The sequence below is a fragment of the Actinomyces slackii genome (genome assembly GCF_900637295.1).
Classification (GTDB): Bacteria; Actinomycetota; Actinomycetes; order Actinomycetales; family Actinomycetaceae; genus Actinomyces; species Actinomyces slackii.
The window spans coordinates 2,491,153-2,512,706 of record NZ_LR134363.1; the positions used below are offsets into that span (position 1 = coordinate 2,491,153).

The window sequence follows — 21,554 nt, forward strand, 5'->3', positions numbered from 1 at the left end:
GCTGTCCCGGGCCTTAGGAGCGGGGGAAGAACTGGTCGAGCTCGAAGGCGGTGACCTGAGCGTCGTAGGCCTGGTACTCGCGGCGCTTGTTGCGCAGGAAGTACTCGAAGGTGTCCTCCCCGAAGGTGTCCGCCACCAGGTCCGAGCCCTGCATGGCGGCCACGGCGCTCTTCAGGGAGGTGGGAAGGGCGTGGATGCCCAGGGCCTTGCGCTCCAGGGGGGACAGCGCCCACACGTCGTCCTCGGCCTCCGGCGGCAGCTCGTAGCCCTCCTCGATTCCCTTCAGGCCCGCGGCCAGGATGACGGCGTAGGCCAGGTAGGGGTTGGCCGAGGAGTCGATGCCGCGGTACTCCACCCGCACCGACTGGGCCTTGCCGGGCTTGTGCATGGGCACGCGCACCAGGGCGGAGCGGTTGTTGTGGCCCCAGCACACGTAGCTGGGGGCCTCATCGCCGCGCCCCCCGCCCCACAGGCGCTTGTAGGAGTTGACGTGCTGGTTGGTCACCGCGGTGATCTCCGAGGCGTGGTGGAGCAGCCCGGCGATGAAGGCCCGCCCGGTGGCGGAGAGCTGGTACTGGCCCGAGGGGTCGAAGAAAGCATTGCGGTCCCCCTCGAACAGGGAGAAGTGGGTGTGCATGCCCGACCCGAACTGGTCGGCGAAGGGCTTGGGCATGAAGGTGGCCATGCTGCCCTCCTGGAGGGCGACCTCCTCGACCACCGCCCGGAAGGTCATGATGTTGTCGGCCATGGACAGGGCGTCGGCGAACCGCAGGTCGATCTCGTTCTGGCCGGGGCCGCCCTCATGGTGGGAGAACTCCACGGAGATGCCCATCTGCTCGAGCATGAGGATGGCCCGGCGGCGGAAGTCGTGGGCGGTGCCCCCGGGGACGTGGTCGAAGTACCCGGCGTAGTCGGTGGGGCGGATACGGCCCTGCTCATCGCGCTTGACCAGGTAGAACTCGATCTCGGGGTGGATGTAGCAGGTGAATCCGGCCTCGGCGACCCGGGCGATCTGGCGCTCGAGAACCGCCCGCGGGTCGGTGCGGGCGGGCTCGCCGTCGGGGGTGCGCACATCGCAGAACATGCGGGCCACGCCGTTGGCGCCCTCGCGCCAGGGAAGCATCTGGAAGGTGGAGGGGTCGGGGGCCAGGAGCATGTCGGACTCGAAGACCCGGGTCAGGCCCTCGATGGCCGAGCCGTCGAAGCCGATGCCCTCCTCGAAGGCGCCCTCGACCTCCGCCGGGGCGATGGCCACGGACTTGAGCTGGCCGGACACATCGGTGAACCACAGGCGCACGAAGCGGATGTCCCGCTCCTCGATCGCCCGCAGAACGTACTCCTGCTGCTTGTCCATCATCCCTCCGCGGTCGCTGGGCACAGTGTGGCGGGCCGCTCGCCCCGGACGAGCCCCGTGCCACGAGCCTAGCCGCTGTTCCCCCTCAGGTGGGGCCAGGGCACGAGCCGCCTGACGACCACCGACCGGGGCAGCGGGGCCACGACCGCGGGGCGGCGATGGGCAGGGGATAGACTCCCGGGCATGAGCGATGTCTCCCCCGGCGCGCCCTCTGGCGCCCCAGACCTGATCGGCGGCGGCAGGCCGGTGCGCGTCCACCACCTCCGGCAGGCCAAGGCCAGCGGAGCCCGGCTGACGATGATCACCGCCTACGACGCCCTGACCGCCCGGATCTTCGATGAGGCCGGGATGGACATGCTCCTGGTGGGCGATTCCATTGGCAACGTCATGCTGGGGCACTCCTCGACCCTTCAGGTGCGCCTGGAGGAGATCGAGGTCGCCACCCGCGCGGTGGCCAGCGCCGTCACGCGCGCCATGGTGGTGGCCGACCTGCCCTTCGGCACCTATGAGGCCGGCCCCGCCCAGGCCCTGGACAGCGCCGCGGCCCTCCTCCGAGCCGGGGCCAACGCCGTCAAGCTCGAGGGCGGGGCGCCGCGCGCCCAGAGCGTGCGCGCCCTGAGCCAGGCGGGCATCCCGGTGGTCGGGCACCTCGGCTTCACCCCGCAGTCCGTCAACTCCCTGGGGGGCTTCCGCGTCCAGGGCCGCGGGCAGGAGGCCGGTGACAAGCTCCTCCAGGACGCACTGGCCCTGGAGGAGGCCGGGGCGATCGGCCTGGTGCTGGAGATGGTGCCCTCCGATCTGGCGCAGCGCGTCACCCAGGCCCTGAGCGGAACGACCATCGGCATCGGGGCCGGGCCCCACTGCGACGCGCAGGTCCTGGTCTGGGCGGATATGGCCGGCATGACCGACTGGCGGCCGCGCTTCGCCAAGCAGTTCGGCCAGGTGGGCCAGGCGCTGCACCAGGCGGTCCAGGACTACGGCCAGGCCGTCCGCGAGGGCTCCTTCCCCGCACCGGAGCACGGCTTCGAGCAGTAGGCCGCCCTGAGGACCGGGGGCCTCATGCCCGGGCGTCCAGGGCGAGCCGCACCCCGAAGGCCACCAGCACTCCCCCGGTCAGGCCGTCCACGGCCCGCATCACGCGCGGGGAGCGCAGGCGCTCCCCCAGGCGGGAGGCGCCCAGGGCCACGAGGCCGAACCACGCCCCGCACAGCGCCACATGGACCCCTGCCAGCAGGACCCCCATGACCAGGGGGCTGACGCCGTCGGCCATGAACTGGGGGATCGTGGCCAGGTAGAACACTCCCGCCTTGGGGTTGAGCAGATCGGTGGCGACCCCGGTCAGCCAGGCGCGCCACAGCCCACCGCGCTGGGGCGCCCCGGGCCCGCGGCGGGCGGGCGCCGGCTGGGGGCGCCAGGCGCGCCGCAGCATCACCGCCCCCATCCACGCCAGGTAGACGGCCCCACCGGCGGACAGGACCCGGTAGGCGCCCTGGGAGGCCGCCAGCACCGCGGTGGCCCCTGCCCCCGCGGCCGCGCCCCAGGCCAGCAGTCCGCACTGGATGCCCAGGATCGTGGCCACGGCATGGCCCCGACCCCGGGTCAGGGACTGGCGCAGCACGATGGCCAAATCCAGGCCCGGCGCCAGGGTCAGCAGCAGGGCGACGACGGCGAAGCCCGCCAGGGCCTGTGCCAGGGTCATGACGCGCTCCCGCCGATCGCATCCCAGCACGCGCCCGATCGCGCGCCGACCCTGCCTCGCTGCGGGCGCGCCGCGCCTGTGGCCTGCGCGCGCGACGTCCTCACCATGGGGCACATCCTAGGATGAGTGCGCCGCGCCGTCCTCGACTCCTATGCTGGGGGTCATGACGTCACCGGTTTCCGCCTCGTCCCTCGCCGACCGCGCCCCCCGGGGCACCCTGGTTCCCGGGACCATCGGCCCCGAGCGCCAGGTCCCCAGCGCCATCGCCCGCCCGGAGTACCTCTTCCATGACGGGCCCGAGCGGGTCACCGCCCCGGAGGTCAAGAGCCCCGAGACCATCCAGCGCATCCGCGTGGCCGGCAGGATCGCCGCCCGGGCCCTTGAGGAGGCCGCCAAGGCCATCGCCCCGGGGGTGAGCACCGATGAGCTGGACCGCATCGCCCACGAGTACCTGTGCGATCACGGCGCCTACCCCTCCTGCCTGGGGTACATGGGCTTCCCCAAGTCCATCTGCACCTCCGTCAACGAGGTGATCTGCCACGGCATCCCCGACTCCACCGTCCTGGCCGAGGGCGACATCATCAACCTCGACGTCACCGCGTACATCGGGGGCGTCCACGGCGACACCAACGCCACCTTCGCCGTCGGTGAGATCGATGAGGAGTCGGCGCTGCTCATCGAGCGCACGCGCACCGCAATGGAGCGCGGCATCCGCGCGGTCATGCCCGGCCGCGAGATCAATGTCATCGGCCGGGTCATCGAGGCCTACGCCAAGCGGTTCAACTACGGGGTGGTTCGGGACTTCACCGGTCACGGCGTGGGCGAGGCCTTCCACTCCGGCCTCATCATCCCCCACTACGACGCCGCGCCCCTTCACTCCGAGATCATCGAGACCGGCATGGTCTTCACCATCGAGCCGATGCTCACCCTTGGTAGCATCGAGTGGGAGCAGTGGGAGGACGGCTGGACCGTGCTGACCAAGGACCGCTCGCGCACCGCCCAGTTCGAGCACACCCTGGTGGTCACCGAGGACGGCGCGCAGATCCTGACCCTGCCCTGAGGGGCCCTGAGGGGCGCCCACACGGACTCAGGCGGCTTCCAGGTGCCCTCCTCCCCATCTCTTGGGTCAGACCGCTGGTCACATCCCGGGCACGGGCGTGTACATTTTGACTCGACAGCAACGCTTCTTGCCGAGCGCACCCCGCTCTTTCCATCTCCGGAGGTACATATGGCACTGCGCTTCAACCCGCCGCCGAACTGGCCAGCGCCGCCCGAGGGCTTCGAGCCCCCGGCGGGCTGGCAGCCCGACCCAGCCTGGGGCCCCGCGCCCGAGGGATGGCAGCTCTGGGTCGATGACTCCGCCCCCTCCGCCGGCTCTCCCCAGACCACCGGATCGGCTGCCGAGTCCTCAGAGGCCGACGCCGCCTGGGCCCCCACCCAGGCCGTGGGCACGGGCCCGACGGCGCCGGTGGCCGACCCCACGGGTGCCTCCGCATCCGCTCCCACGGGCGACTACGCCTCCGGCGACTACGCCCAGGCCCCCACCCCCTACCAGGGGCAGGCCTCCCAGCCCATGCCGGGCGCCCCCGGGGTCCCCAGCGCGCCGGGCGTGCCCAGCGCACCGGGAGCAGGCGGCGGATGGCAGCCGGTGGACGTCGGCGCGGGCTATGCGGCCGCGGCCGCCAAGCCGGTGACCAAGCAGTGGTGGTTCTGGACCATCATCGCCGTCGTCCTGGTCGTCGTCCTGGTCATCGCCGTCGCCGCCTTCAGCGCCATGTCCTCGGGCGGCAGCGACAACGCCGACGGGACCTCAACGAAGTCGAGCAGCAGCTCCAGCGCCAAGTCCGGTGACTCCGGCGGGGACAGTGGGGACACCTCCGGTGAGCGCGGATCGAGTCCGAGCGACCCGCTGGACCCGGACAGTGACGTCGTGACCATCAAGGCCAGCAAGTACTCCTCCAACCCCGACTCCTCCATCGATGTCCAGATCGATGAGGTCCAGTGGGATGCGACCTCGGATGTCCAGGCCAACACCTCGAAGTACAGCTACGAGGCCCCGCCGGAGGGCTCGGTCTACGTCCGCGTCAAGGTCACGGTGACCTATCACGGCTCAGGGCAGTTCAGCGAGTACGACCTGAGCGTCGACTACGACAAGGACGGCAACTCCGTCGAGGCCACGCGGTTCTACGACCTGAAGGACGAGTTCTCCCAGCAGACCATGCCTCGCGATGGCGGCTCTGCCTCGGGCTACTACACCTTCGCCATCCCCTCGGAGAACGCGAACTCCGGCACCTGGGTCGTGACCTTCGGCCAGACGGAGCGGTACTTCGCCGCCAAGTGAGCGCCTGGCCCCGCGCGCTGAGCGCGGATGCCACGGGCGAGCATGACAGGGGCGCCCCGCCAGTGATCACTGGCGGGGCGCCCCTGCGCGCACGAGCCGACCTGTACGCCGGGTTCTGTTACCGCCCGCCGTTACCGGCCTGGGCGGCGGCGACCATTCATCTTGGGCCACCGTTGCCGATGGCCTCGAGCGACCTACCCGCCGGCTCGGGCGAGCAGCCCTCGGGCGCCGGCTGTGCGGTCTTGCTCCGGGCGGGGTTTACCGAGCCGCGACGGTCACCCGCCGCGCTGGTGGGCTCTTACCCCACCCTTTCACCCTTACCGGCCATGGGCCGGCGGTCTTCTCTCTGTGGCACTGTCCCGCGGGTCACCCCGGGTGGCTGTTAGCCACCGCCCTGCTCTGTGGAGCCCGGACGTTCCTCAGCCCGGCGCCCGGCCCCGAAGGGGCCTGGCATACCGGTACCGCGGCCGCCCGGTCGGCTCGTCCGCGGGCACAGCATAGCCCGACGTAGCCCGACCAGCAGCATTGCCGCCCAGGAGCTCACCTAGCATAGGCCCGTGCTGATCCTCCTGCCTCCCTCTGAGGGAAAGTCCGCGCCCGAATCGGGACCCCGCCTGGACATGAGCGGCCTGCTGGGCGCGAGCAGACTCTCGCCGGCGCGCCAGCGGGCGATGGAGGCGCTCAAGGAGGTCAGCGCCTCTCCTCAGGCCGCCTCCTTCCTCGGGCTGGGCCCCCGCAGCGCCGCCGACGCCGCCCTCAATCTGAGCCTGGAGAGCTCGGCCTGCGCCCCCGCGCACGATCTGTTCAGCGGGGTGCTCTATGAGGCGGCCCGGCTGAGTGCCCTTGCCCGCCAGGACGCGGCCGGTGGCGCACTGGCGAAGCACGCGGTCATCCTGTCAGGGCTGTGGGGCGCCGTCAGGGCCACCGACCTGCTGCCCGACCACCGATTGTCCATGGGCCGGGCTCTGCCGGGCCTGGGACGGATGTCGGCCTACTGGAAGGCCCCTCTGGCCCCGGTCCTCGACAGCCTGGCCGCGGGGCGCACGGTGGTCGACTGCCGCTCGGCGGCCTACGCCGCCGCATGGCAGCCCCTGGCCTCACTGGGGATCACTCTGCTGCGCGTCAAGGCCGTCGCGATCGATGACCAGGGCGGCAGGGCCGTCATCTCCCACCAGGCCAAGCACACGCGCGGCCTGCTGACCGGCGCGCTACTGGGCGCCGTGGCCGGCGGATCCCTCGACCCTGAGTGCCAGGCCGAGGACGTGGCCCGGATCGCCGCGGGGATCGACGGGGTTGAGGACGTGGAGCTGGGCCGGGCCGACAGGCGGGGCCGGCGCGATCTGACGGTGCTGACCCGCCCCGGTGCCTGAGCGCCGAGCCTGAGCGCTCAAAGGACCAGCCCGTCTCAGATCTCCATGCGCACGACGATGACGTCGTTCTCCTCTGCCTGAACGATGGCATCGCGGGGCGCCGCGGCGATGCGGGCGAGCTCGTGGGGGCTGATCTCCAGTGAGCCGCCGTCGATGCGCCGCCCGTGAAGGGCGACGGCGCCCAGCCCTCCCGTCCGAGCGCGCACCTGGTCGTAGATCTCCAGCAGGGCGGCATCGATGGAACCGGCCAGGTCTGCCCGCTGGTCCTCCGCCGAGGAGATCTGGGCGTCGAGTCGGGAGAACTCCGCGTCGCGCTGGGCCGTCAGCTCGCGACCCGCGGCCCGGATCTCCTGCTCCTGGCCAGCCAGGCGCTCAACCTCCTGCTGGGCGGCGTCGAGCTCCTCCATGGCCTGGATCTGGGCCTCCTCCAGCACGCCCTGGCGCACGCCCAGATGATCGATCTCGCTTTGGATCGCGCCCAGGTCCCGGGCCCCGGCACTGCCGGAGTGGAGCCGCTCGCGCAGGGTCTGGGCGCGCCGCACCACCTGGGCCACCTCATCCTCGCGGCGCGTGGCCGCGGCCCGGGCCTCGACCAGGGCGGCGTCGGCCAGGACGGCCTGCCGCTTATTGGCCTTCAAGCGCTCAACAGTGGCCTCGATGCGGGACAGCACGGGCAGGCTGGCGCGCTCGTGGCGCAGCCGGGCGAGCCGGGAGTCAACGGACTGCAGGTCGATGAGCAGGCGCTGCTGGGCGATGGGGGCGCTGTTCACGGCGGGGGTCCTTCGCTGCTGGGAGGGTTGAGAGCAGGTGGAGCCGGTGCGGCCGGCTGCGCAGATCCTCTCACGGACTGTCCGGGCCCGTGGGCAGACGCATCACCCAGGGATCGGTGACGATCCGCGAGACCGTGGCTTCCAGCCGTGCTCCCCGAGCGGCGGCGGCGCGCTCCAGGCGCTGCGCCAGAGGCGCCAGCCCCACCCACTCGGTGGCCCAGTGGGTTCCGCACAGCAGGTAGGGCCGCCCGGCCTCCAGGTGCTCCGAGGCGGGGTGGTGGCGCAGGTCCGCGGTCAGGAAGACATCGGCGCCCGCCTGCCGGGCGGCCTCCAGGAGTGAGTCCCCCGCGCCCCCGCTGACGGCCACGGTCTCCACGGTCGCCTCCAGGTCCCCGCCCACCAGGAGCCCGGGGGCGGAGTCGGGCAGGGCCGCGGCCACGACGGCCGCCAGGTCCCTCAGGCGCGTGGGCCGCTCCAGCGCCCCGATCCTGCCGATGCCCTGAGTGGGGTCCTGGGAGTCGGGCTCCAGGGGCACCGCCGCGCGCAGGCCCACGGCCGCCGCCAGGGCGGCCGCGACTCCCCCGTGGGCGGCATCCAGCGTCGTATGCGCATTGAGCAGGGCGATCCCGTTGCGGATGAGTCGGTGCACCAGCCTCCCCTTGGGGTCGGCGGCCGAGACATGGTCGGTCCCCCGCAGGTAGAGGGGGTGATGGGTGATGAGCATGTCGGCCCCTGTCTCGATGGCCTCCTGGACAACGGAGGCCACAGGGTCCACGGCGAGGAGAACCGAGGCCACGGCCTCGTCGGGGTCCCCGCAGATCAGGCGGTTGGAGTCCCAGGGCGCCGCCAGATGCGGCGGTGCGGCCGCCTCCACCATGGCGACGACGTCGGCAACGGTCAGTGCGGGGGCCTTGGCGCCAGACTGGTTCATGGCGCCCAGGCTAGCGCCGCCTCCTGGCGGCAGCGGGACCGCTGGGTCGGGCATGCCGCTGGCACCGGCGCCGGGACTGCCAGCGCCAGCGGCGCGCTCGACATCAGAAAATTGCCAAAGAATAAGGGCCTTCATATGTTCTCTATCGCAATCACAGTCTGATAAATTCCTGATAACATTCAGGGAAGAACATAAGAGCGCGCCTCCCGCACAACCCTTGACCTGCAGTTTCTCCGCAACCCACACAACCCACCCCCATCCTCTGCCGTAAGTCACAAGAGCATCACATTTAGGACTCACGTTGAATACGGACCGTGAAAATTTCAGTAACTGGATGCGGATACCTCGGAGCGGTTCACGCGGCCGCAATGGCCGACATCGGCCACGAGGTTGTTGGGATTGACATTGATCAGGAGAAGGTCGACTCCCTATCGGCCGGCAACGCTCCATTCTTCGAACCGGGCCTGTCCACGCTCCTGAGGCGGAACGTGTCCTCAGGGCGCTTGTCATTCTCCACAGACTCCTCGGCGATCCGTGGCGCCCAGGTCCATTTCATCGGGGTCGGCACGCCCCAGTCCTCCAATGGCGCCGCGGATCTGACCTACGTCGACAAGGCCGTGGAGCAGATGCTGCCCCATCTGGGCGCATGCGAATCGGGAGCCGAGATCGTCGCGGGCAAGTCCACCGTCCCGGTGGGAACGGCCTCGCGCCTATCGCAGCGGATCGCCGCAACCGGGGCCACCCTGGTGTGGAACCCCGAGTTCCTGCGGGAGGGCTTCGCCGTCAAGGACACCCTGGAGCCCGACCGCCTCGTCTACGGGCTGCCCGACGACCCCAGGGACGCCCAGGAGGCCCAGGACGTGCTCGACGCCGTCTACGCCCCGGTGATGAGCTCGGGCACGCCCCGCCTGTGCATGGACTACGCCACCGCGGAGCTGGTCAAGACCGCAGCCAACGCCTTCCTGGCCACGAAGATCTCCTTCATCAACGCCATGGCCCGCATCTGCGACACGGTCAAGGCCGACGTCACCGACCTGGCTGACGCGATCGGGATGGATGAGCGGATCGGCCACCGATTCCTGCGCGCCGGGATCGGATTCGGCGGAGGATGCCTGCCCAAGGACATCCGCGCATTCCAGGCCCGAGCCGACCAGCTCGGGGAAGGCGAGACGCTGGCCTTCCTGGCCGAGGTCGACAGGATCAACGACTGGATGCGGGCGAGTGTCATCGACACCGCCGCCGAGCTCCTGGGCGACGACCTGCCCACATCCCGCATCGCGATCCTGGGGGCGACCTTCAAGCCCGACAGCGATGACATGCGCAACTCCCCCGCCCTGGAGATCGCCACCGACCTGGCCCGGCGGGCGGGCAGCGTCGTCGTCACCGATCCGCAGGCTGCCCCGATCCTGGCGGTCAATGACGACCTCCCCTATGAGGTCACCACCGAGGCCCAGGACGCGCTGGCCGACGCCGACCTGGCCATCCTGGGCACTGAGTGGCATGAGTACACCCAGCTGGACCCCCATCGCGCGGCCCGTCTCATGCGCCACGCCCGGGTCATCGACGGCAGGAACGCCCTGGACCCCCAGGCGTGGAAGGCCGCCGGATTCACCTACATCGGCATCGGCCGGCGCTGACACCCACCCGCATCCCACCCGCATCCCACCGGCATCACTGTCCTAGAGACCGAGATCATCCAAGGAGCCCCCACCATGAGCTGGTCCTTCGGAGTGTTCGTCGTCCTGGTCTGCGTGCTCATGCTGTTCGCCTGCCTGGCGATCAAGCTGTGCTTCAAACGCGGCCTGGACCTCACGCCCTCCCGCACCCCGCGCCGTCAAGCGCTGCGCACCACCAGGCGTCGGGTGACCACCCCCGAGCACGCCCAGGAGTTCGCCGATCGCACCAAGCTGCCCCGCGCACTGCCGGCCCCGTCCGTCTTCTGCCCGTTGCTCATCATCGTCGTCATCGGCCTGGGGCTGTGGCTGTACTGGCGAATCGCGGTCACCCTCCGGGACACCATCGACCCGTGGCTGATCTGGACCTTCAACATCGTCTTCGCGGCCGTGGCCGCCCAACTGCTCATCGCCTTCTTCGAGCGGCGAATCGTGGGAGAGGAGCACGACCACCGCACCGCGGTCCTGGTCCCCCTCTACAACGAGGACCCGGAGGTGGTGCGCAGCATGCTGGAGGCGCTGCTGGTGCAAAGCGCCCCGCCCTCCGAGATCCACGTGGTCGACGACGGCTCCACGCAGGGCGCCTACCCCGAGGTCAGGAAGTGGTTCCACGCCGAGGCCATCAACCGCGGGATCCACGTGACCTGGCAGCGCACGCCCAATCGGGGCAAGCGCCACGCCCAGGCCCAGGCCTTCCGGCAGATCCGCAGGGCGGACCTGTTCGTCACTGTGGACTCCGACTCCATGCTCGACGCCGAGGCCCTCAAGGAGATCACCAGCCCCTTCTCGGACCCCAGCATCATGTCCGTGGCCGGGATCATCCTGGCCACCAACAACAGGACCAATCTGCTGGCGCGCATCACGGACATGATCTTCGTGGGCCAGCAGCTGACCGACCGCTCCTCCATGTCCCGCCTGGGAACCGTCATGGTCAACTCCGGCGGCCTGGCCGCGTACCGCTACTCCATCCTGGCGGACAACATCGAGATCTATATGAATGAGAATTATGTGGGTCGTCATGTGGAGTTCTCCGATGACTCGATGCTCACGCTCTTCGCCATGCTGCGCGGGCGCACCGTCCAGCAGCCCTCGGCCTTCGCGTTTGCCTGGATGCCCGACCGGTTCAGCCATCACTACCGCCAGCAGGTGCGCTGGTTCCGCGGCTCCTTCATCCGCGGGCTGTGGCGCATCCGCTTCCTGCCGATCCTCTCGTGGGGCTGGTGGCGCCAGATGCTGGGGTGGGCCCAGCTGTGGGTGGTCTCCTCGGTGTTCGTCTACCTGGCGGTCTGGCGCCCCCTGTTCACCGACTACGGCATCCCCATCGAGGTCCTCTTGGTCCCCATCCTCATCGGACTGGCGCAGAACGCGAGGTATGTCAGCGTGTGGCGCTCCGATGTCTCCGACCGCGCCCGGCGCCTGTCACTGCTGCTCTCGCCACTGGCGACCCTGTGGACCACCTTCCTGCTGCGGCCCCTGCGCCTGTGGGGGATGGTCACCAGCACCAAGATGGGATGGAACACCCGCCAGAGCGTTGAGGTGACCACCCAGGCGGCATCCGCGTAGAACCCGGCAGAACGCATCACGAGATCTCACGGGGTGGGAGGACACAAGTCTCCCACCCCGTGAATGTGTCTCGAATCACATTGGCGGGTCCGTCGTTACCCACAAGCCAGCAGCCGCATCATCGTGCGGTTTCCACACAATCGCGCCACTGTCGAGGGTGGCGTGTCACGATTCCATATCATTTGGCACTGAGGTTGAATGCGGGTGCAGGACTTCGGGAGCGCACGGAGGGCGCCTGCCGCCGCCCGAGGCCGCTGCGCTTCAAGGTCGCCGCAGGGCGTCGCTAGCAGCGGCCTGCGTCCCCTTCGGGGAGCACCGGGGCGTCAGCCCAGCCAACTGCATCCTTACCACTCCCCACGAGGTCTCCATGGTCACCCCACTGAGCACGCTTCCGGGCATGCCCTTCGGCATGTTCGTGGTGCTCATGTGCGGGGTCATCCTCCTGGCGGCGATTGGGGTCAAGCTCCTGTTCAAGCCCGACGTCTCCCTGGGCTCGGGCAGGGGGCGCTCGTCGCGAGCCACGTCGAGCCGGGGACCGCGGGCCGCCGAGGACGACCCCCAGGAGCGGCAGGCCTCCATCGATGACGCCCAGGAGTTCGCCGATCGCACGGGCCTGCCCCGCGCTCTTGCCACCTCCTCGCGCTACTCCCCCGCCCTGCTCCTGGTCGCCGCGTTCCTGGTGATCTGGCTGTACTGGCGCATCACGGTGACGTGGAGAGGGCACTTCGATCCGTGGCTGATCTGGACCTTCAACATGATCTTCGCCCTGGTGGCGCTCCAGCTCGCACTGGCCTTCTCCGAGCGGCGCATCGTCGGGGGCGGGGAGGGGCCCCGCAGGGTCGCGGTGCTCATCCCGCTGTACAACGAGGATCATCAGGTGGTGCGCCGCATGCTGGGAGCGCTGCTGGCCCAGAGCCAGCCGCCTGAGGAGATCCACGTGGTCGACGACGGCTCCACGCAGGGCGCCTACCCCCAGGAGAGGCAGTGGTTCCTGGCCCAGGCGGCCAATCAGGGGATTCAAGCCACCTGGCAGCGCACGCCCAATCGGGGCAAGCGCCACGCCCAGGCCCAGGCCTTCCGGCAGATCCGCAGGGCGGACCTGTTCGTCACCGTGGACTCCGACTCCATGCTCGACGCCGAGGCCCTCAAGGAGATCACCAGGCCCTTCGCCGAGCAGCGGGTGATGTCGGTGGCCGGGATCATCCTGGCGATGAACAATCGCGTCAACCTGCTGGCGCGCATCACGGACATGATCTTCGTGGGCCAGCAGCTGACCGACCGCTCCTCCATGTCCCGCCTGGGAACCGTCATGGTCAACTCCGGCGGCCTGGCGGCCTACCGCTACTCCATCCTGGCCGACAACATCGACATCTACATGAACGAGACCTACATGGGTCGTCATGTGGAGTTCTCCGATGACTCGATGCTCACGCTCTTCGCCATGCTGCGCGGGCGCACCGTCCAGCAGCCCTCGGCCTTCGCCTTCGCCTGGATGCCCGACCGGTTCAGCCATCACTACCGCCAGCAGATGCGCTGGTTCCGCGGCTCCTTCATCCGCGGGCTGTGGCGCATCCGCTTCCTGCCGATCCTCTCGTGGGGCTGGTGGCGCCAGGTCACCGGTTGGCTGCAGTTGTGGGCGGTGTCCTCGGTGTTCGTCTACCTAGTGGTCTGGCGCCCCCTGTTCACCGACTACGGCATCCCCATCGAGGTCCTCTTAGTCCCCATCCTCATCGGACTGGCCCAGAATCTGCGCTATGTGGGGGTGTGGCGCTCCGATGTCTCCTCGCGCCAGCGCTACGGCTCCCTGGTGATCTCGCCCCTGGCGACCCTGTGGACCACCTTCCTGCTGCGGCCCCTGCGTCTGTGGGGGATGGTCACCAGCACCAAGATGGGCTGGAACACCCGCCAGCAGGTCGAGGTCAAGGAGAACTCCCAGGAGCAGGACCTCCTGGTGGTCGCGCCCGCAGGCCCTGTCCCGGTCCGCTCCTCCATCAAGCCCCAGGCGACCCCGGTCCGAGCGGCATCGACGCGCCCGGTCTCCCGGCCGCCTGCTCCCCGGCCGGGCGTGCTGGGCTCACAGTCGGCTCACGCCGGAGCCGCTCCGCCGCCCCCTCCTCCGCCCCCCTCGGCCGCGGACCTCCTTGTCCCACCGCCCAGCAAGCGGCCCAGGACCACGTCGCCGGCGCGCCTGGGCCATTCGCCGCTTCCGCCTCCCCCGGCCAAGCCCTTGACCGCCTGGGCGGCCAACTCGCCCTCCGCGTCGTCGCCGGCGCCCGTCCCTGCGCCGGCACCCGCCCCTCCGCCCCCTCCGCCGGCCGAGAGGGACGAGGCGGACGTCGCTTCTGCCGCCCCCGTCGATCACCTCGACCGTGCTGATCCGACCGAGCAGGCCGCACAGGCCGAGCACGCCAGCCAGGCCGAGCAGGTCGAGCGCGCCGATCAGGCGGGCCAGGCGGGCCACTCCGGTCACGGGCACCTTCCTCCCCCACCGGAGAAGTCGCCGACCGCACGCGTGAGCAACTCCGCCTCCACGCCGTCGTCGGCTCCTGGCAAAGGGGCGGCGATGCATCGCAAGTCGCGCACCTACCCCACAGGCAACATCCCCGCCGGCTCCTGGCAGTAGAGCCAGTCCGCGCGCAGCCTCCCGGGCCCCTCCCCACGGCGCGAGACCGACTCTGGCGGGCCTCCGCTCACCGATGGCACGGGCCCCGTAGCGGCTATGTGGGAGATGTACAGAACTCCCCACGAGAACGGTCAGGAGCAGGCCTCTGACTGGGGTAGCCTTCAGGCGTTGCCACTCCCCGGCATCGCCCGGCGCAGCCCTGCGCCGGACTCCAGTCACCGCCCCCATAGCTCAGCGGTTAGAGCAGCGAGCTTATACCTCGTTTCGTGCCTGATAAGCACAAGGTCCTGGGTTCGAATCCCAGTGGGGGCACCGGTACCCCGGTGGATGCCGGGCTCCGAGCCTCCGTGGTGGAATCGGTAGACACCGCGACCTTAAAAGTCGCTGCCTACGGGCGTGCGGGTTCGAGTCCCGCCGGAGGCACAATGTCGATGGTCTGGGACCGACGCCGGGCCCGCGGGGCAATGCGTGCCGATCCGCCATTCCTCTAGACCCAGCCGTCCGGAGAGCGCAGCATGAGCGGGTTGACGATGGCAAGCCCGAGGTGAACGAGGAAGACCGTCAAGGCGGGGCTGGCGCATGGCTCACTCGGACAGGCCGAGTCTCCCGTGCAGACGCGCCAGCGGGCGGGGCGCCCACCAGTTGGCCTCGCCGGCGATTCGCATGAACACGGGCACCAGCACCGCCCGGATGAGAGTCGCATCCACGATGATCACCGCGGCCATGCCGATCGCGAGCATCTTGAGGTACAGCACCTCGGAGACCGCGTAAACCGCGAAGGAGGCCGCCAGGATGCCCGCGGCCGCCGTCACGAGCGGGCCGCTGCGCTGGAGCCCGGCGGCAACCGCCTCCGCAGTGGCGGCGCCGCGGTCGTGCTCCTCCTTGATCCGGGACAGCAGGAACACCTCGTAGTCCATGGACAGCCCGAAGGCGATGCAGAACATGAGGATCGGGAAGGTCGCCTCCAGAGTGCCGTTCGCGGTGAAGCTCAGCGGCCCGGAGAGGTGCCCTTCCTGGAAGATCCACACCATCACCCCGAACATGACCGCGATGCTCAGCACGTTCAGCACGATCGCCTTGAACGCGAGCAGCAGGCTTCCCGTCATCAGCAGGAGCAGCACGAAGGTGGCCACCAGGATCAGGCCGAAGACCAGCGGGACGGCTCCCAGCAGCGCGGTCCGGAAGTCGTGCAGATCCGCCGGGTAGCCGCCGACGGCCGCGGAGGCGGGGGCGGGGGTCCGTGCGATCTCGTCGAGTAGCTCTTCGGCATCCGCCAGAGCGGATGCCTCGGGCACGACGGACAGCCAGGTGGCGTTCGGGCCGGCGTAGCGCTCCGCGCCCGGCTCGGGTCCAGCCAAACGCTGCCCGTTCGCGAAACGCCCGGTCAGGGCGTCGACCTGATCCACACCCGGGATGCGGGAGAGCCGCGTCGCATACTCGGAGACCTCGGCGGCCCGGTCCGCGCCGTCGGGCAGATCGACGAGGACGAATACCGCATCCATCTGCTCCTGGTCAAAGCCCCGCTCGATCCGGTCTTGCACGTCCCGGCTGCTGGTCCCCTGCGGCAGGACCCTCGCATCGGGCAGACCGACGCTCAGAGTGAGTGCGGGAGCGGCCAGCAGCAGCACCAGCGCGAGGGCTGGCAGCCCGAAGAGCAGGGGCCGGCGCATCATGCGCAGCGCCGTCGTGCGCCACCAGCCGCTCTCGGGCTCCAGCCCGCGACGCGGCAGCACCCGACGGCCGGCCTTCGCGAGTGCGGCGGGCAGGATCACGAGAGCCGCGAAGACTGAGGTGAGGACCGCACCGATGCCCGCGTAGGCGAAGGACTGCAGGAACGGGAAGGGGAACAGCAGCAGGCACGAGAGCGAGACGGCCACGGTCAGGCCGCTGAACGCGACAGTGCGGCCCGCCCGCCGCACCGCCACCTGCACGGCCGGGCCGGGATCGGCTCCGGAGGCCAGCTCTTCCCGGAAGCGGCTGATGATGAAAAGGCTGTAGTCCACTCCCAGTCCGACGCCCATGACCAGGACGAGGTTGGCGGCGAAGGTCGATACATCCGTCAAATACGTGATCGCCCGCAGCAGCGCGAGCGTCGTGACCACCGAGAGCAGTCCCATGCCCAGGGTCAGGGCGGCCACCGCGAGCCTTCGGAACAGCAGCAGGAGCAGGAGGAGGATGAGAGGGAAGACGATCGCCTCGGCCAGAAGAAAGTCGGCTCTCGCCTGAGCGGCCGCCTGTCGGAAGATCTCGTCCCCGCCGCCGACCTGCACCGAGATCAACTCATCCTCGCGGCTGAAATCGGTCGAGACGTCGGCCAGCGCGGTGCGCGCCTCGGTCACCGTGCCGGCCAGCCGCGCGGTGATGATCGCCTGCGAGCCGTCCCGGGAACGCATGGTGGGCGACTCGCCTCGGCTCCAGTACGAGGCGGTCTCCAGGATCTCCGGGCGCCGGGCGAGCTCGGTCTCCAGCCGCTCCGCCGCCCAGGCCACCGCCGGGTCGTCCACATCGCCCGAGCGGGCGGTCACCAGCAGCAGGAAGTGGTGCTTGCCGGTCCCGAACTCCTCCCCCAGGCGCTGCTCGACCGTCGCCGACTCGGTGCCGGGGCTCTCGAAACGGCTCAGCAGCAGCCGGTCCATCGTGCCCGTGGCGGCCACCGCCCCGAGGATCAGGAGAAGCAGGCCCAAGAGGATGCCGTGCCATGGCCGCCGCGCGGCGTGCTCCGCGAGCCCGGCGAGCGGTCCCGCCTGCCGGCGTCGCGTTCCTGATTCGGGGGCAGACCGCACCGGAACCAATGCTTCGTTCCTCTCGCCGCTTAGTTGCTTCACTCAGGCCGGATTCCAGCCGAGATCGGCCTCATCCACTCAAAGTCACGCGCCGGACCCTGACCCCCGCTAACGCATGAGATGGAGGCATCCACGGGGATGCCGCGCAGGTCGACGCCGTGGTGGGCCAGGAGTGCGTCACGGGTGCAGCATCCCAGTGCAGTGAAACGAAGTCAAGCAGTTTCGTAATATGAGGATCGGGTGTCGTACCCCTCATGACCTGCCAATCAGAGCCGCCGTCATCGAGGAAACGAGGAGAACAGCGCGGATCATCGCGAGATGAGACCCGCTTCCACGCCTTAAGCCCTACGAAGCGCAGCACCCCACAGTTGTCGCATGAGCACCACACTGGAGGTTCTTCACACCGGCACGGTCATTCCCGGGGCTGTGCGCAACGATCGTGCGCGGGCACCAGGCGCCCGACGGCGCCGGCACAGCCTGCGCCGGCTGGGTCAAGGGCGTGGACACCCCAGGTTCCGAGGACCCGCGCAGCTTCTACCTGCTGACCTCCGACGCGGGCTACGGCCGCCCGTCCTTCGACGAGGGCCTTCGCCCCGGCGTGGTCGTCAACGCCTCGCAGGCGGAGACCTCCTTGGCGTGGGTGCGCGCCGTCGAGCATGATCCGCGATGCCTGGGTCTCATCGCCAATCATGACCCCGAGATCGCCCCCGGCGCGCTCAGCCTTCCACCCTCATCCTCCTCACCCGCCGCTCCGGTGGATTAAGCCGATTGAGCGCGCTGCCTCGCTGCCGGCGAGCGGATGCCACACGCCTCACAGCGAAGACAGACGCATCAGGACTGGAACGATAGGAGGTCCCAGGAGCTGGCCCACACCCGTGCGCGAGACGCGCCTCTCCCTATCCTCCCAGCGATCATCCAGGTCAAGCTCCGATCCAGGCGAGACAACCTCGATGCCACGGACCTGAGAGTCGAGGTGGGCAAAGAACTCAGATCGCTATGAACAGGCGGTGCGTCGTATTATAGTTCTTGAGCTCATCATCGAAATCATCCGATGAATAGGGAGCAAAATCGAAGGACATCCACGTGAACTCACCAACAGGACCAGAGGTGTGAACCGACACATCGAATTTGCTGTTATTCACAATGGACTCAGCATTGTTCTTGATGCACTCCCCCCGCCCTGCGCCCGGGCTGATGAACTTGTAGCAGTCGTCCCGGGAATCGCCATAGTCATCAACAAAGGTATTCACAGAGAAATCAGATAATGATCCGCGATTACCACTGCCGTAGTAGAGGCAGATCTCATTCTTCTCGCAGATGCCATTCTGCTCCGTGGATTGCGGTGGCGCGGCAGCAGCCGGAGCGGTCAGGGCGCCGGCCGCCAGCACTGCGGCGGAGGCCAGGCCGATGAGGCGCGGGCGGATGTTGACACGGATGGACATGAGCGGGACTCCTCTCAGAGAGTGAGCACCTCAACGGAAGTGCTCGCGGGGTTTGGGAACGTACTGGGGGCCTGTCCATGCGCCCCCGTCATGCCGAGATTACTCACGGATGCTCGACCACTCGACCGTATGACTGCACCAGACAGCGAGCCCATGGGGAGTACTCCCCACGTCATCCACCAGGATCTGCCGGAGAACCCGAGTCCCACCATAGAGCAGTGGCCAGTAGAGAGGCGCATCCGCCGGCGCCCGGATCTCCGGGGCACGGACGGGCTCACCACTGGGGTGGCCTCAGCGCAGGCCCTGACATGCCCTAGGACATACCCTGGCCCCACCAAATGATCCTCTGCCGGCCCTGGAGCCCGGCCAGGCCGCGCCACTCCTCGGCCCACTGACCCACTCTTCGGCTCTGCAAGCCGCAATACGCCTGGGTTCAAACAACATCTCAAGTCTGCTCTTGCTATGATGACCATTATGAGGCCGATCAGCAGAATGCTTGGTTTGAGGTTGAAAATCACTGGATTCCACGTATTGATCCTTGGATTGATTTTCGTCGTCTCCATGTTGATTGTGCGCCATGCCGCCGGGCAAGTTGCGGAGACTACTGGCGGAGTCTCCATTCTGGACTTGAATATCGGCAACTCACCAGGCTTCATTCGCGAAACCATTGTAGCGCTTGGCGAGAATGGCAGAGTCGCCTATTTGAGATTCTATCTGGTCGACACGTTTTACCCACTGACGTATGCGATATTCTACTCGAGCTGGATGGTCATACTGCTTCGGCACTGTCGCACCGGCCACAATTTTCGCCACCTCAAAGCGTTGCCGGCCTTGCCATGGATTGCCGCAGTGTTTGACTGGCTAGAAAATATCACGATCAGCAGTTTGCTGCTTCTGTTCCCGAGAGATTGGCAGCCGCTTTATGTCGCGGCCAGTTTTGCGACTATCGCTAAATTTAGTGCGATCGCACTGGCAGTTGGAGGTATCGTTATCCTGCTTGGCAACTATCTTGTTCAAAAAATTATGCATCACAGGGCGCCGCGATAGCCCGGCAGGCCTGATTGCCGCCCATCCGCGCCGAAGCGCCCACCACCACTCCCCCGAGCGACCCGGTCGCTGCGCAGGCGAGCGCCGCGAAGAAGGGCGTAACTGACCGGCGAAGGAAGACAGTCTTGAGACACCGCATGTGATTGTGGTCGCAGGCGACCGGCGGCGTCATACTCAGCTCGGCGTCCCTCGCTTCGCGGATGAGACAGGTCACGCAATCGATTCGCCCGCGACGCCGTCGTCGGCCCTCCGGCCGCACCGGGACCCGCCACTCCTGACACCCAAGGATTGCGTGAGCCACAGGAGGGCACCTGGCCCAGCCCCACGCGCTTCGCTCATAGCGGTGCATACTCACGGCGACGCTGCCCCACGGCGGGTCGCTCAGCGCGCTGCCCGGCGATCCCGCCACCCATAACATCCTGGTAACGACGCCTTTGAAGCCCTCTGCCATCTCCCGACACCTGGGAGTCTTATCTCCCATCTGGCCTGCTGTGACGCGGATCGCTGGGCATGGACTCCCCGACGACACTGGTAACGTGCCCGTGATGAACCACGTCCCCGGCGCCCACCCCCCGCGCGCCTACTGGAACCACAACACGGCTTACCACCCGTGGATCCTGGGCGTGGCACGTGAGCGCCGGCGCCGCGTGGTCCTGGACGTCGGCTGCGGCGAGGGACTGCTTCTGGAGCGCCTCGCCCCTTACGCGGACAGCCTGTCAGGCATCGACCCGGACGACTTCGCCCTGGCACGGGCCCGTGCGCGCCTCGAGGGAGTCCCCGAGGCCCGGCTCTACAAGCTCCCCTTCGACGAGTTCAACTCCGGCGGCGTGCGCTTCGACCTCATCACCTTCGTCGCCACGATCCACCACATGCGCCTGGAGAGGGCACTGCTGCGCGCCCGCAATCTATTGGCGCCGGGCGGCGATCTGCTCATCGTGGGCATCCCCGCCAACCGGGGCCCAGTGGAGTCCCTCGTCGCCGGGATGCAGAAGCCATGGGCGCGACTCGGCTCAGCATTCCACGGCGAGCAGGCCGACATCGGCGTCGTCGAGGCAGAGCCCGTGCACACCTTGGCCCAGGTCCGCCGCGCGGCGCGCACCATCCTGCCCGATGCCCAGATCCGCCGCGGCCTGTACTACCGCTATCTGCTGCGCTGGACGGCGGACTGACGCTCCACGGCGGTCGGCCATCGCGTAGGCCGCTCCACCTCCCCCAGCTTCCCCAACACCCACAGCCATGCGCGCGAGCTGATCGCGCTCCTCCCTACTCCCGTCGGACTCCCGTCGGATAAGGACATCGTGGTGGACCCGGCCGGACTCGAACCGACGACCGACGCGGTGTAAACGCGTTGCTCTACCAGCTGAGCTACAGGTCCATGCTGGGCGACGCCCCGGCTGCCGACGGGCCCTCGCGCCCCGGCGCGGTCAGGGCCGCTCAACGCCCCCGGGAGGACACGCGGATCCCGCTCCAGCGCGACCCCATCGACGCCGCCGAGGTGGCATGCATGCCCGCGGTGGCCGCCGCCTCCTCAATCTCGGAGGTGGGAACCGAGCCGGTGGTGCGGGCCTTGGGAGTCAGAACCCAGATGACGCCGGCACCATCGAGATTCGCCTGAGCATCCACAAGAAGATCGGTCAGATCGTCGACATCGCCGTCGTCGTCGCGCCACCACACGATGGCCGAGTCGGCCACATCCTCGTAGTCCTCGTCGACCAGCGCCGTGCCGGTCTCAGTCTCAGCGGCCTCGCGCAGAGCCTGGTCGGCATCCTCGTCATACCCGAACTCCTGAATGATCAGGCCCGAGGCGAAGCCGAAGGCCCCGCCTGGTGTGCTCGCCACGTCTGTCCTCCATTCCTGCGGGCCGCGGCCCGTGCTCGCAGCGCCCGGGGTTGGGCGCTTGGCCTAGCCCATCGCACCAGGCGCCCCCGGCGCAAGTGAACACGCTCCCATCTGCCCGG

General features: G+C 68.9%; 17 protein-coding genes, 3 tRNA genes and 1 other RNA gene. 12 read left to right on the forward strand and 9 right to left on the reverse strand.

The annotated features are described in order from the left end of the window. Window positions 1-13: 13 nt before the first annotated feature. On the reverse strand, window positions 14-1,354 hold the full coding sequence (locus tag EL266_RS10175) for a glutamine synthetase family protein (protein ID WP_026427532.1): 1,341 nt from the start codon (window positions 1,352-1,354) through the stop codon (window positions 14-16). A gap of 183 nt (window positions 1,355-1,537) precedes the next feature. Between EL266_RS10175 and panB the strand changes: the two genes are divergently transcribed. Beyond that, a complete protein-coding gene (gene panB, locus EL266_RS10180) occupies window positions 1,538-2,389 on the forward strand; it encodes a 3-methyl-2-oxobutanoate hydroxymethyltransferase (protein ID WP_026427533.1) in 852 nt (283 codons plus the stop codon). A 22-nt stretch (window positions 2,390-2,411) separates the two neighbouring features. Here the strand turns inward: panB and EL266_RS10185 are convergent, their stop codons facing one another. Continuing rightward, window positions 2,412-3,053, reverse strand: coding sequence for a LysE family translocator (locus EL266_RS10185; RefSeq protein ID WP_026427534.1), 642 nt, complete (start codon window positions 3,051-3,053; stop codon window positions 2,412-2,414). A gap of 163 nt (window positions 3,054-3,216) precedes the next feature. Here EL266_RS10185 and map point away from each other — a divergent pair, with 163 nt between their 5' ends. Together map and EL266_RS10195 are read left to right on the forward strand one after the other, a co-directional pair. Further along, window positions 3,217-4,113 carry a type I methionyl aminopeptidase gene (gene map, locus EL266_RS10190; RefSeq protein ID WP_034515299.1) on the forward strand — a complete coding sequence of 299 codons (897 nt, stop codon included), beginning with the start codon at window positions 3,217-3,219 and terminating at the stop codon, window positions 4,111-4,113. A gap of 168 nt (window positions 4,114-4,281) precedes the next feature. Continuing rightward, entirely contained in the window at window positions 4,282-5,394 is a 1,113-nt protein-coding gene (locus EL266_RS10195; protein WP_026427536.1) for a hypothetical protein, read from the forward strand. An 88-nt stretch (window positions 5,395-5,482) separates the two neighbouring features. On the opposite strand, the gene rnpB is transcribed toward EL266_RS10195, so the two are convergent. Next, an RNA gene (rnpB, locus tag EL266_RS10200) (RNase P RNA component class A) lies at window positions 5,483-5,877 on the reverse strand. Between the two features lie 74 nt (window positions 5,878-5,951). On the opposite strand from rnpB, the gene EL266_RS10205 reads away from it, so the two are divergent. Further along, window positions 5,952-6,764, forward strand: coding sequence for a YaaA family protein (locus EL266_RS10205; RefSeq protein WP_026427537.1), 813 nt, complete (start codon window positions 5,952-5,954; stop codon window positions 6,762-6,764). Window positions 6,765-6,799: 35 nt separating this feature from the next. On the opposite strand, the gene EL266_RS10210 is transcribed toward EL266_RS10205, so the two are convergent. Together EL266_RS10210 and EL266_RS10215 are read right to left on the reverse strand one after the other, a co-directional pair. Continuing rightward, the gene (locus EL266_RS10210) at window positions 6,800-7,534 is read right to left on the reverse strand and encodes a zinc ribbon domain-containing protein (protein WP_026427538.1); all 735 of its coding nucleotides are present in this window, start codon (window positions 7,532-7,534) and stop codon (window positions 6,800-6,802) included. A gap of 70 nt (window positions 7,535-7,604) precedes the next feature. Beyond that, the gene (locus EL266_RS10215) at window positions 7,605-8,465 is read right to left on the reverse strand and encodes a Nif3-like dinuclear metal center hexameric protein (RefSeq protein ID WP_051281337.1); all 861 of its coding nucleotides are present in this window, start codon (window positions 8,463-8,465) and stop codon (window positions 7,605-7,607) included. A 314-nt stretch (window positions 8,466-8,779) separates the two neighbouring features. Between EL266_RS10215 and EL266_RS10220 the strand changes: the two genes are divergently transcribed. From EL266_RS10220 to EL266_RS10240, 5 genes are all read left to right on the forward strand, one after another. Beyond that, window positions 8,780-10,102, forward strand: a complete 1,323-nt coding sequence (locus EL266_RS10220) for a UDP-glucose dehydrogenase family protein (protein WP_026427540.1) — start codon at window positions 8,780-8,782, stop codon at window positions 10,100-10,102. A 75-nt stretch (window positions 10,103-10,177) separates the two neighbouring features. Then, complete coding sequence (locus EL266_RS10225) at window positions 10,178-11,701, forward strand: glycosyltransferase family 2 protein (RefSeq protein WP_026427541.1); 1,524 nt, start codon at window positions 10,178-10,180, stop codon at window positions 11,699-11,701. A gap of 367 nt (window positions 11,702-12,068) precedes the next feature. Continuing rightward, window positions 12,069-14,324, forward strand: coding sequence for a glycosyltransferase family 2 protein (locus EL266_RS10230; protein WP_232012014.1), 2,256 nt, complete (start codon window positions 12,069-12,071; stop codon window positions 14,322-14,324). A 220-nt stretch (window positions 14,325-14,544) separates the two neighbouring features. Next, window positions 14,545-14,636: transfer RNA gene (locus EL266_RS10235), tRNA-Ile, on the forward strand. A gap of 29 nt (window positions 14,637-14,665) precedes the next feature. After that, a tRNA-Leu gene (locus EL266_RS10240) sits at window positions 14,666-14,747 on the forward strand. A 161-nt stretch (window positions 14,748-14,908) separates the two neighbouring features. Here EL266_RS10240 and EL266_RS10245 read toward each other — a convergent pair. Next, on the reverse strand, window positions 14,909-17,149 hold the full coding sequence (locus tag EL266_RS10245; RefSeq protein ID WP_197719240.1) for an MMPL family transporter: 2,241 nt from the start codon (window positions 17,147-17,149) through the stop codon (window positions 14,909-14,911). A gap of 397 nt (window positions 17,150-17,546) precedes the next feature. Here EL266_RS10245 and EL266_RS10250 point away from each other — a divergent pair, with 397 nt between their 5' ends. Continuing rightward, window positions 17,547-17,870, forward strand: a complete 324-nt coding sequence (locus EL266_RS10250) for a hypothetical protein (RefSeq protein ID WP_026427543.1) — start codon at window positions 17,547-17,549, stop codon at window positions 17,868-17,870. A gap of 223 nt (window positions 17,871-18,093) precedes the next feature. Here EL266_RS10250 and EL266_RS10255 read toward each other — a convergent pair whose 3' ends face one another. Next, window positions 18,094-18,549 carry a peptidase inhibitor family I36 protein gene (locus EL266_RS10255; RefSeq protein WP_026427544.1) on the reverse strand — a complete coding sequence of 152 codons (456 nt, stop codon included), beginning with the start codon at window positions 18,547-18,549 and terminating at the stop codon, window positions 18,094-18,096. A gap of 474 nt (window positions 18,550-19,023) precedes the next feature. Between EL266_RS10255 and EL266_RS10260 the strand changes: the two genes are divergently transcribed. Further along, a complete protein-coding gene (locus EL266_RS10260; RefSeq protein ID WP_126412321.1) occupies window positions 19,024-19,596 on the forward strand; it encodes a hypothetical protein in 573 nt (190 codons plus the stop codon). Window positions 19,597-20,141: 545 nt separating this feature from the next. After that, entirely contained in the window at window positions 20,142-20,765 is a 624-nt protein-coding gene (locus EL266_RS10265; RefSeq protein WP_026427545.1) for a class I SAM-dependent methyltransferase, read from the forward strand. A 130-nt stretch (window positions 20,766-20,895) separates the two neighbouring features. Here the strand turns inward: EL266_RS10265 and EL266_RS10270 are convergent. Further along, a tRNA-Val gene (locus tag EL266_RS10270) sits at window positions 20,896-20,971 on the reverse strand. Between the two features lie 59 nt (window positions 20,972-21,030). Continuing rightward, window positions 21,031-21,435 (reverse strand): DUF3052 domain-containing protein, encoded by a 405-nt coding sequence (locus EL266_RS10275; protein ID WP_026427546.1) that lies wholly within the window; start codon window positions 21,433-21,435, stop codon window positions 21,031-21,033. Between the last annotated feature and the right edge of the window lie 119 nt (window positions 21,436-21,554).

Bases quoted from the DNA above. Each gene is read 5' to 3' on its own strand.
- EL266_RS10175 (WP_026427532.1), bottom strand. From the start codon at position 1,354: ATGGACAAGCAGCAGGAGTACGTTCTGCGGGCGATCGAGGAGCGGGAC.
- panB (WP_026427533.1), top strand. From the start codon at position 1,538: ATGAGCGATGTCTCCCCCGGCGCGCCCTCTGGCGCCCCAGACCTGATC.
- EL266_RS10185 (WP_026427534.1), bottom strand. From the start codon at position 3,053: ATGACCCTGGCACAGGCCCTGGCGGGCTTCGCCGTCGTCGCCCTGCTG.
- map (WP_034515299.1), top strand. From the start codon at position 3,217: ATGACGTCACCGGTTTCCGCCTCGTCCCTCGCCGACCGCGCCCCCCGG.
- EL266_RS10195 (WP_026427536.1), top strand. From the start codon at position 4,282: ATGGCACTGCGCTTCAACCCGCCGCCGAACTGGCCAGCGCCGCCCGAG.
- EL266_RS10215 (WP_051281337.1), bottom strand. From the start codon at position 8,465: ATGAACCAGTCTGGCGCCAAGGCCCCCGCACTGACCGTTGCCGACGTC.
- EL266_RS10225 (WP_026427541.1), top strand. From the start codon at position 10,178: ATGAGCTGGTCCTTCGGAGTGTTCGTCGTCCTGGTCTGCGTGCTCATG.
- EL266_RS10230 (WP_232012014.1), top strand. From the start codon at position 12,069: ATGGTCACCCCACTGAGCACGCTTCCGGGCATGCCCTTCGGCATGTTC.
- EL266_RS10255 (WP_026427544.1), bottom strand. From the start codon at position 18,549: ATGTCCATCCGTGTCAACATCCGCCCGCGCCTCATCGGCCTGGCCTCC.
- EL266_RS10260 (WP_126412321.1), top strand. From the start codon at position 19,024: ATGAGGCCGATCAGCAGAATGCTTGGTTTGAGGTTGAAAATCACTGGA.
- EL266_RS10265 (WP_026427545.1), top strand. From the start codon at position 20,142: ATGAACCACGTCCCCGGCGCCCACCCCCCGCGCGCCTACTGGAACCAC.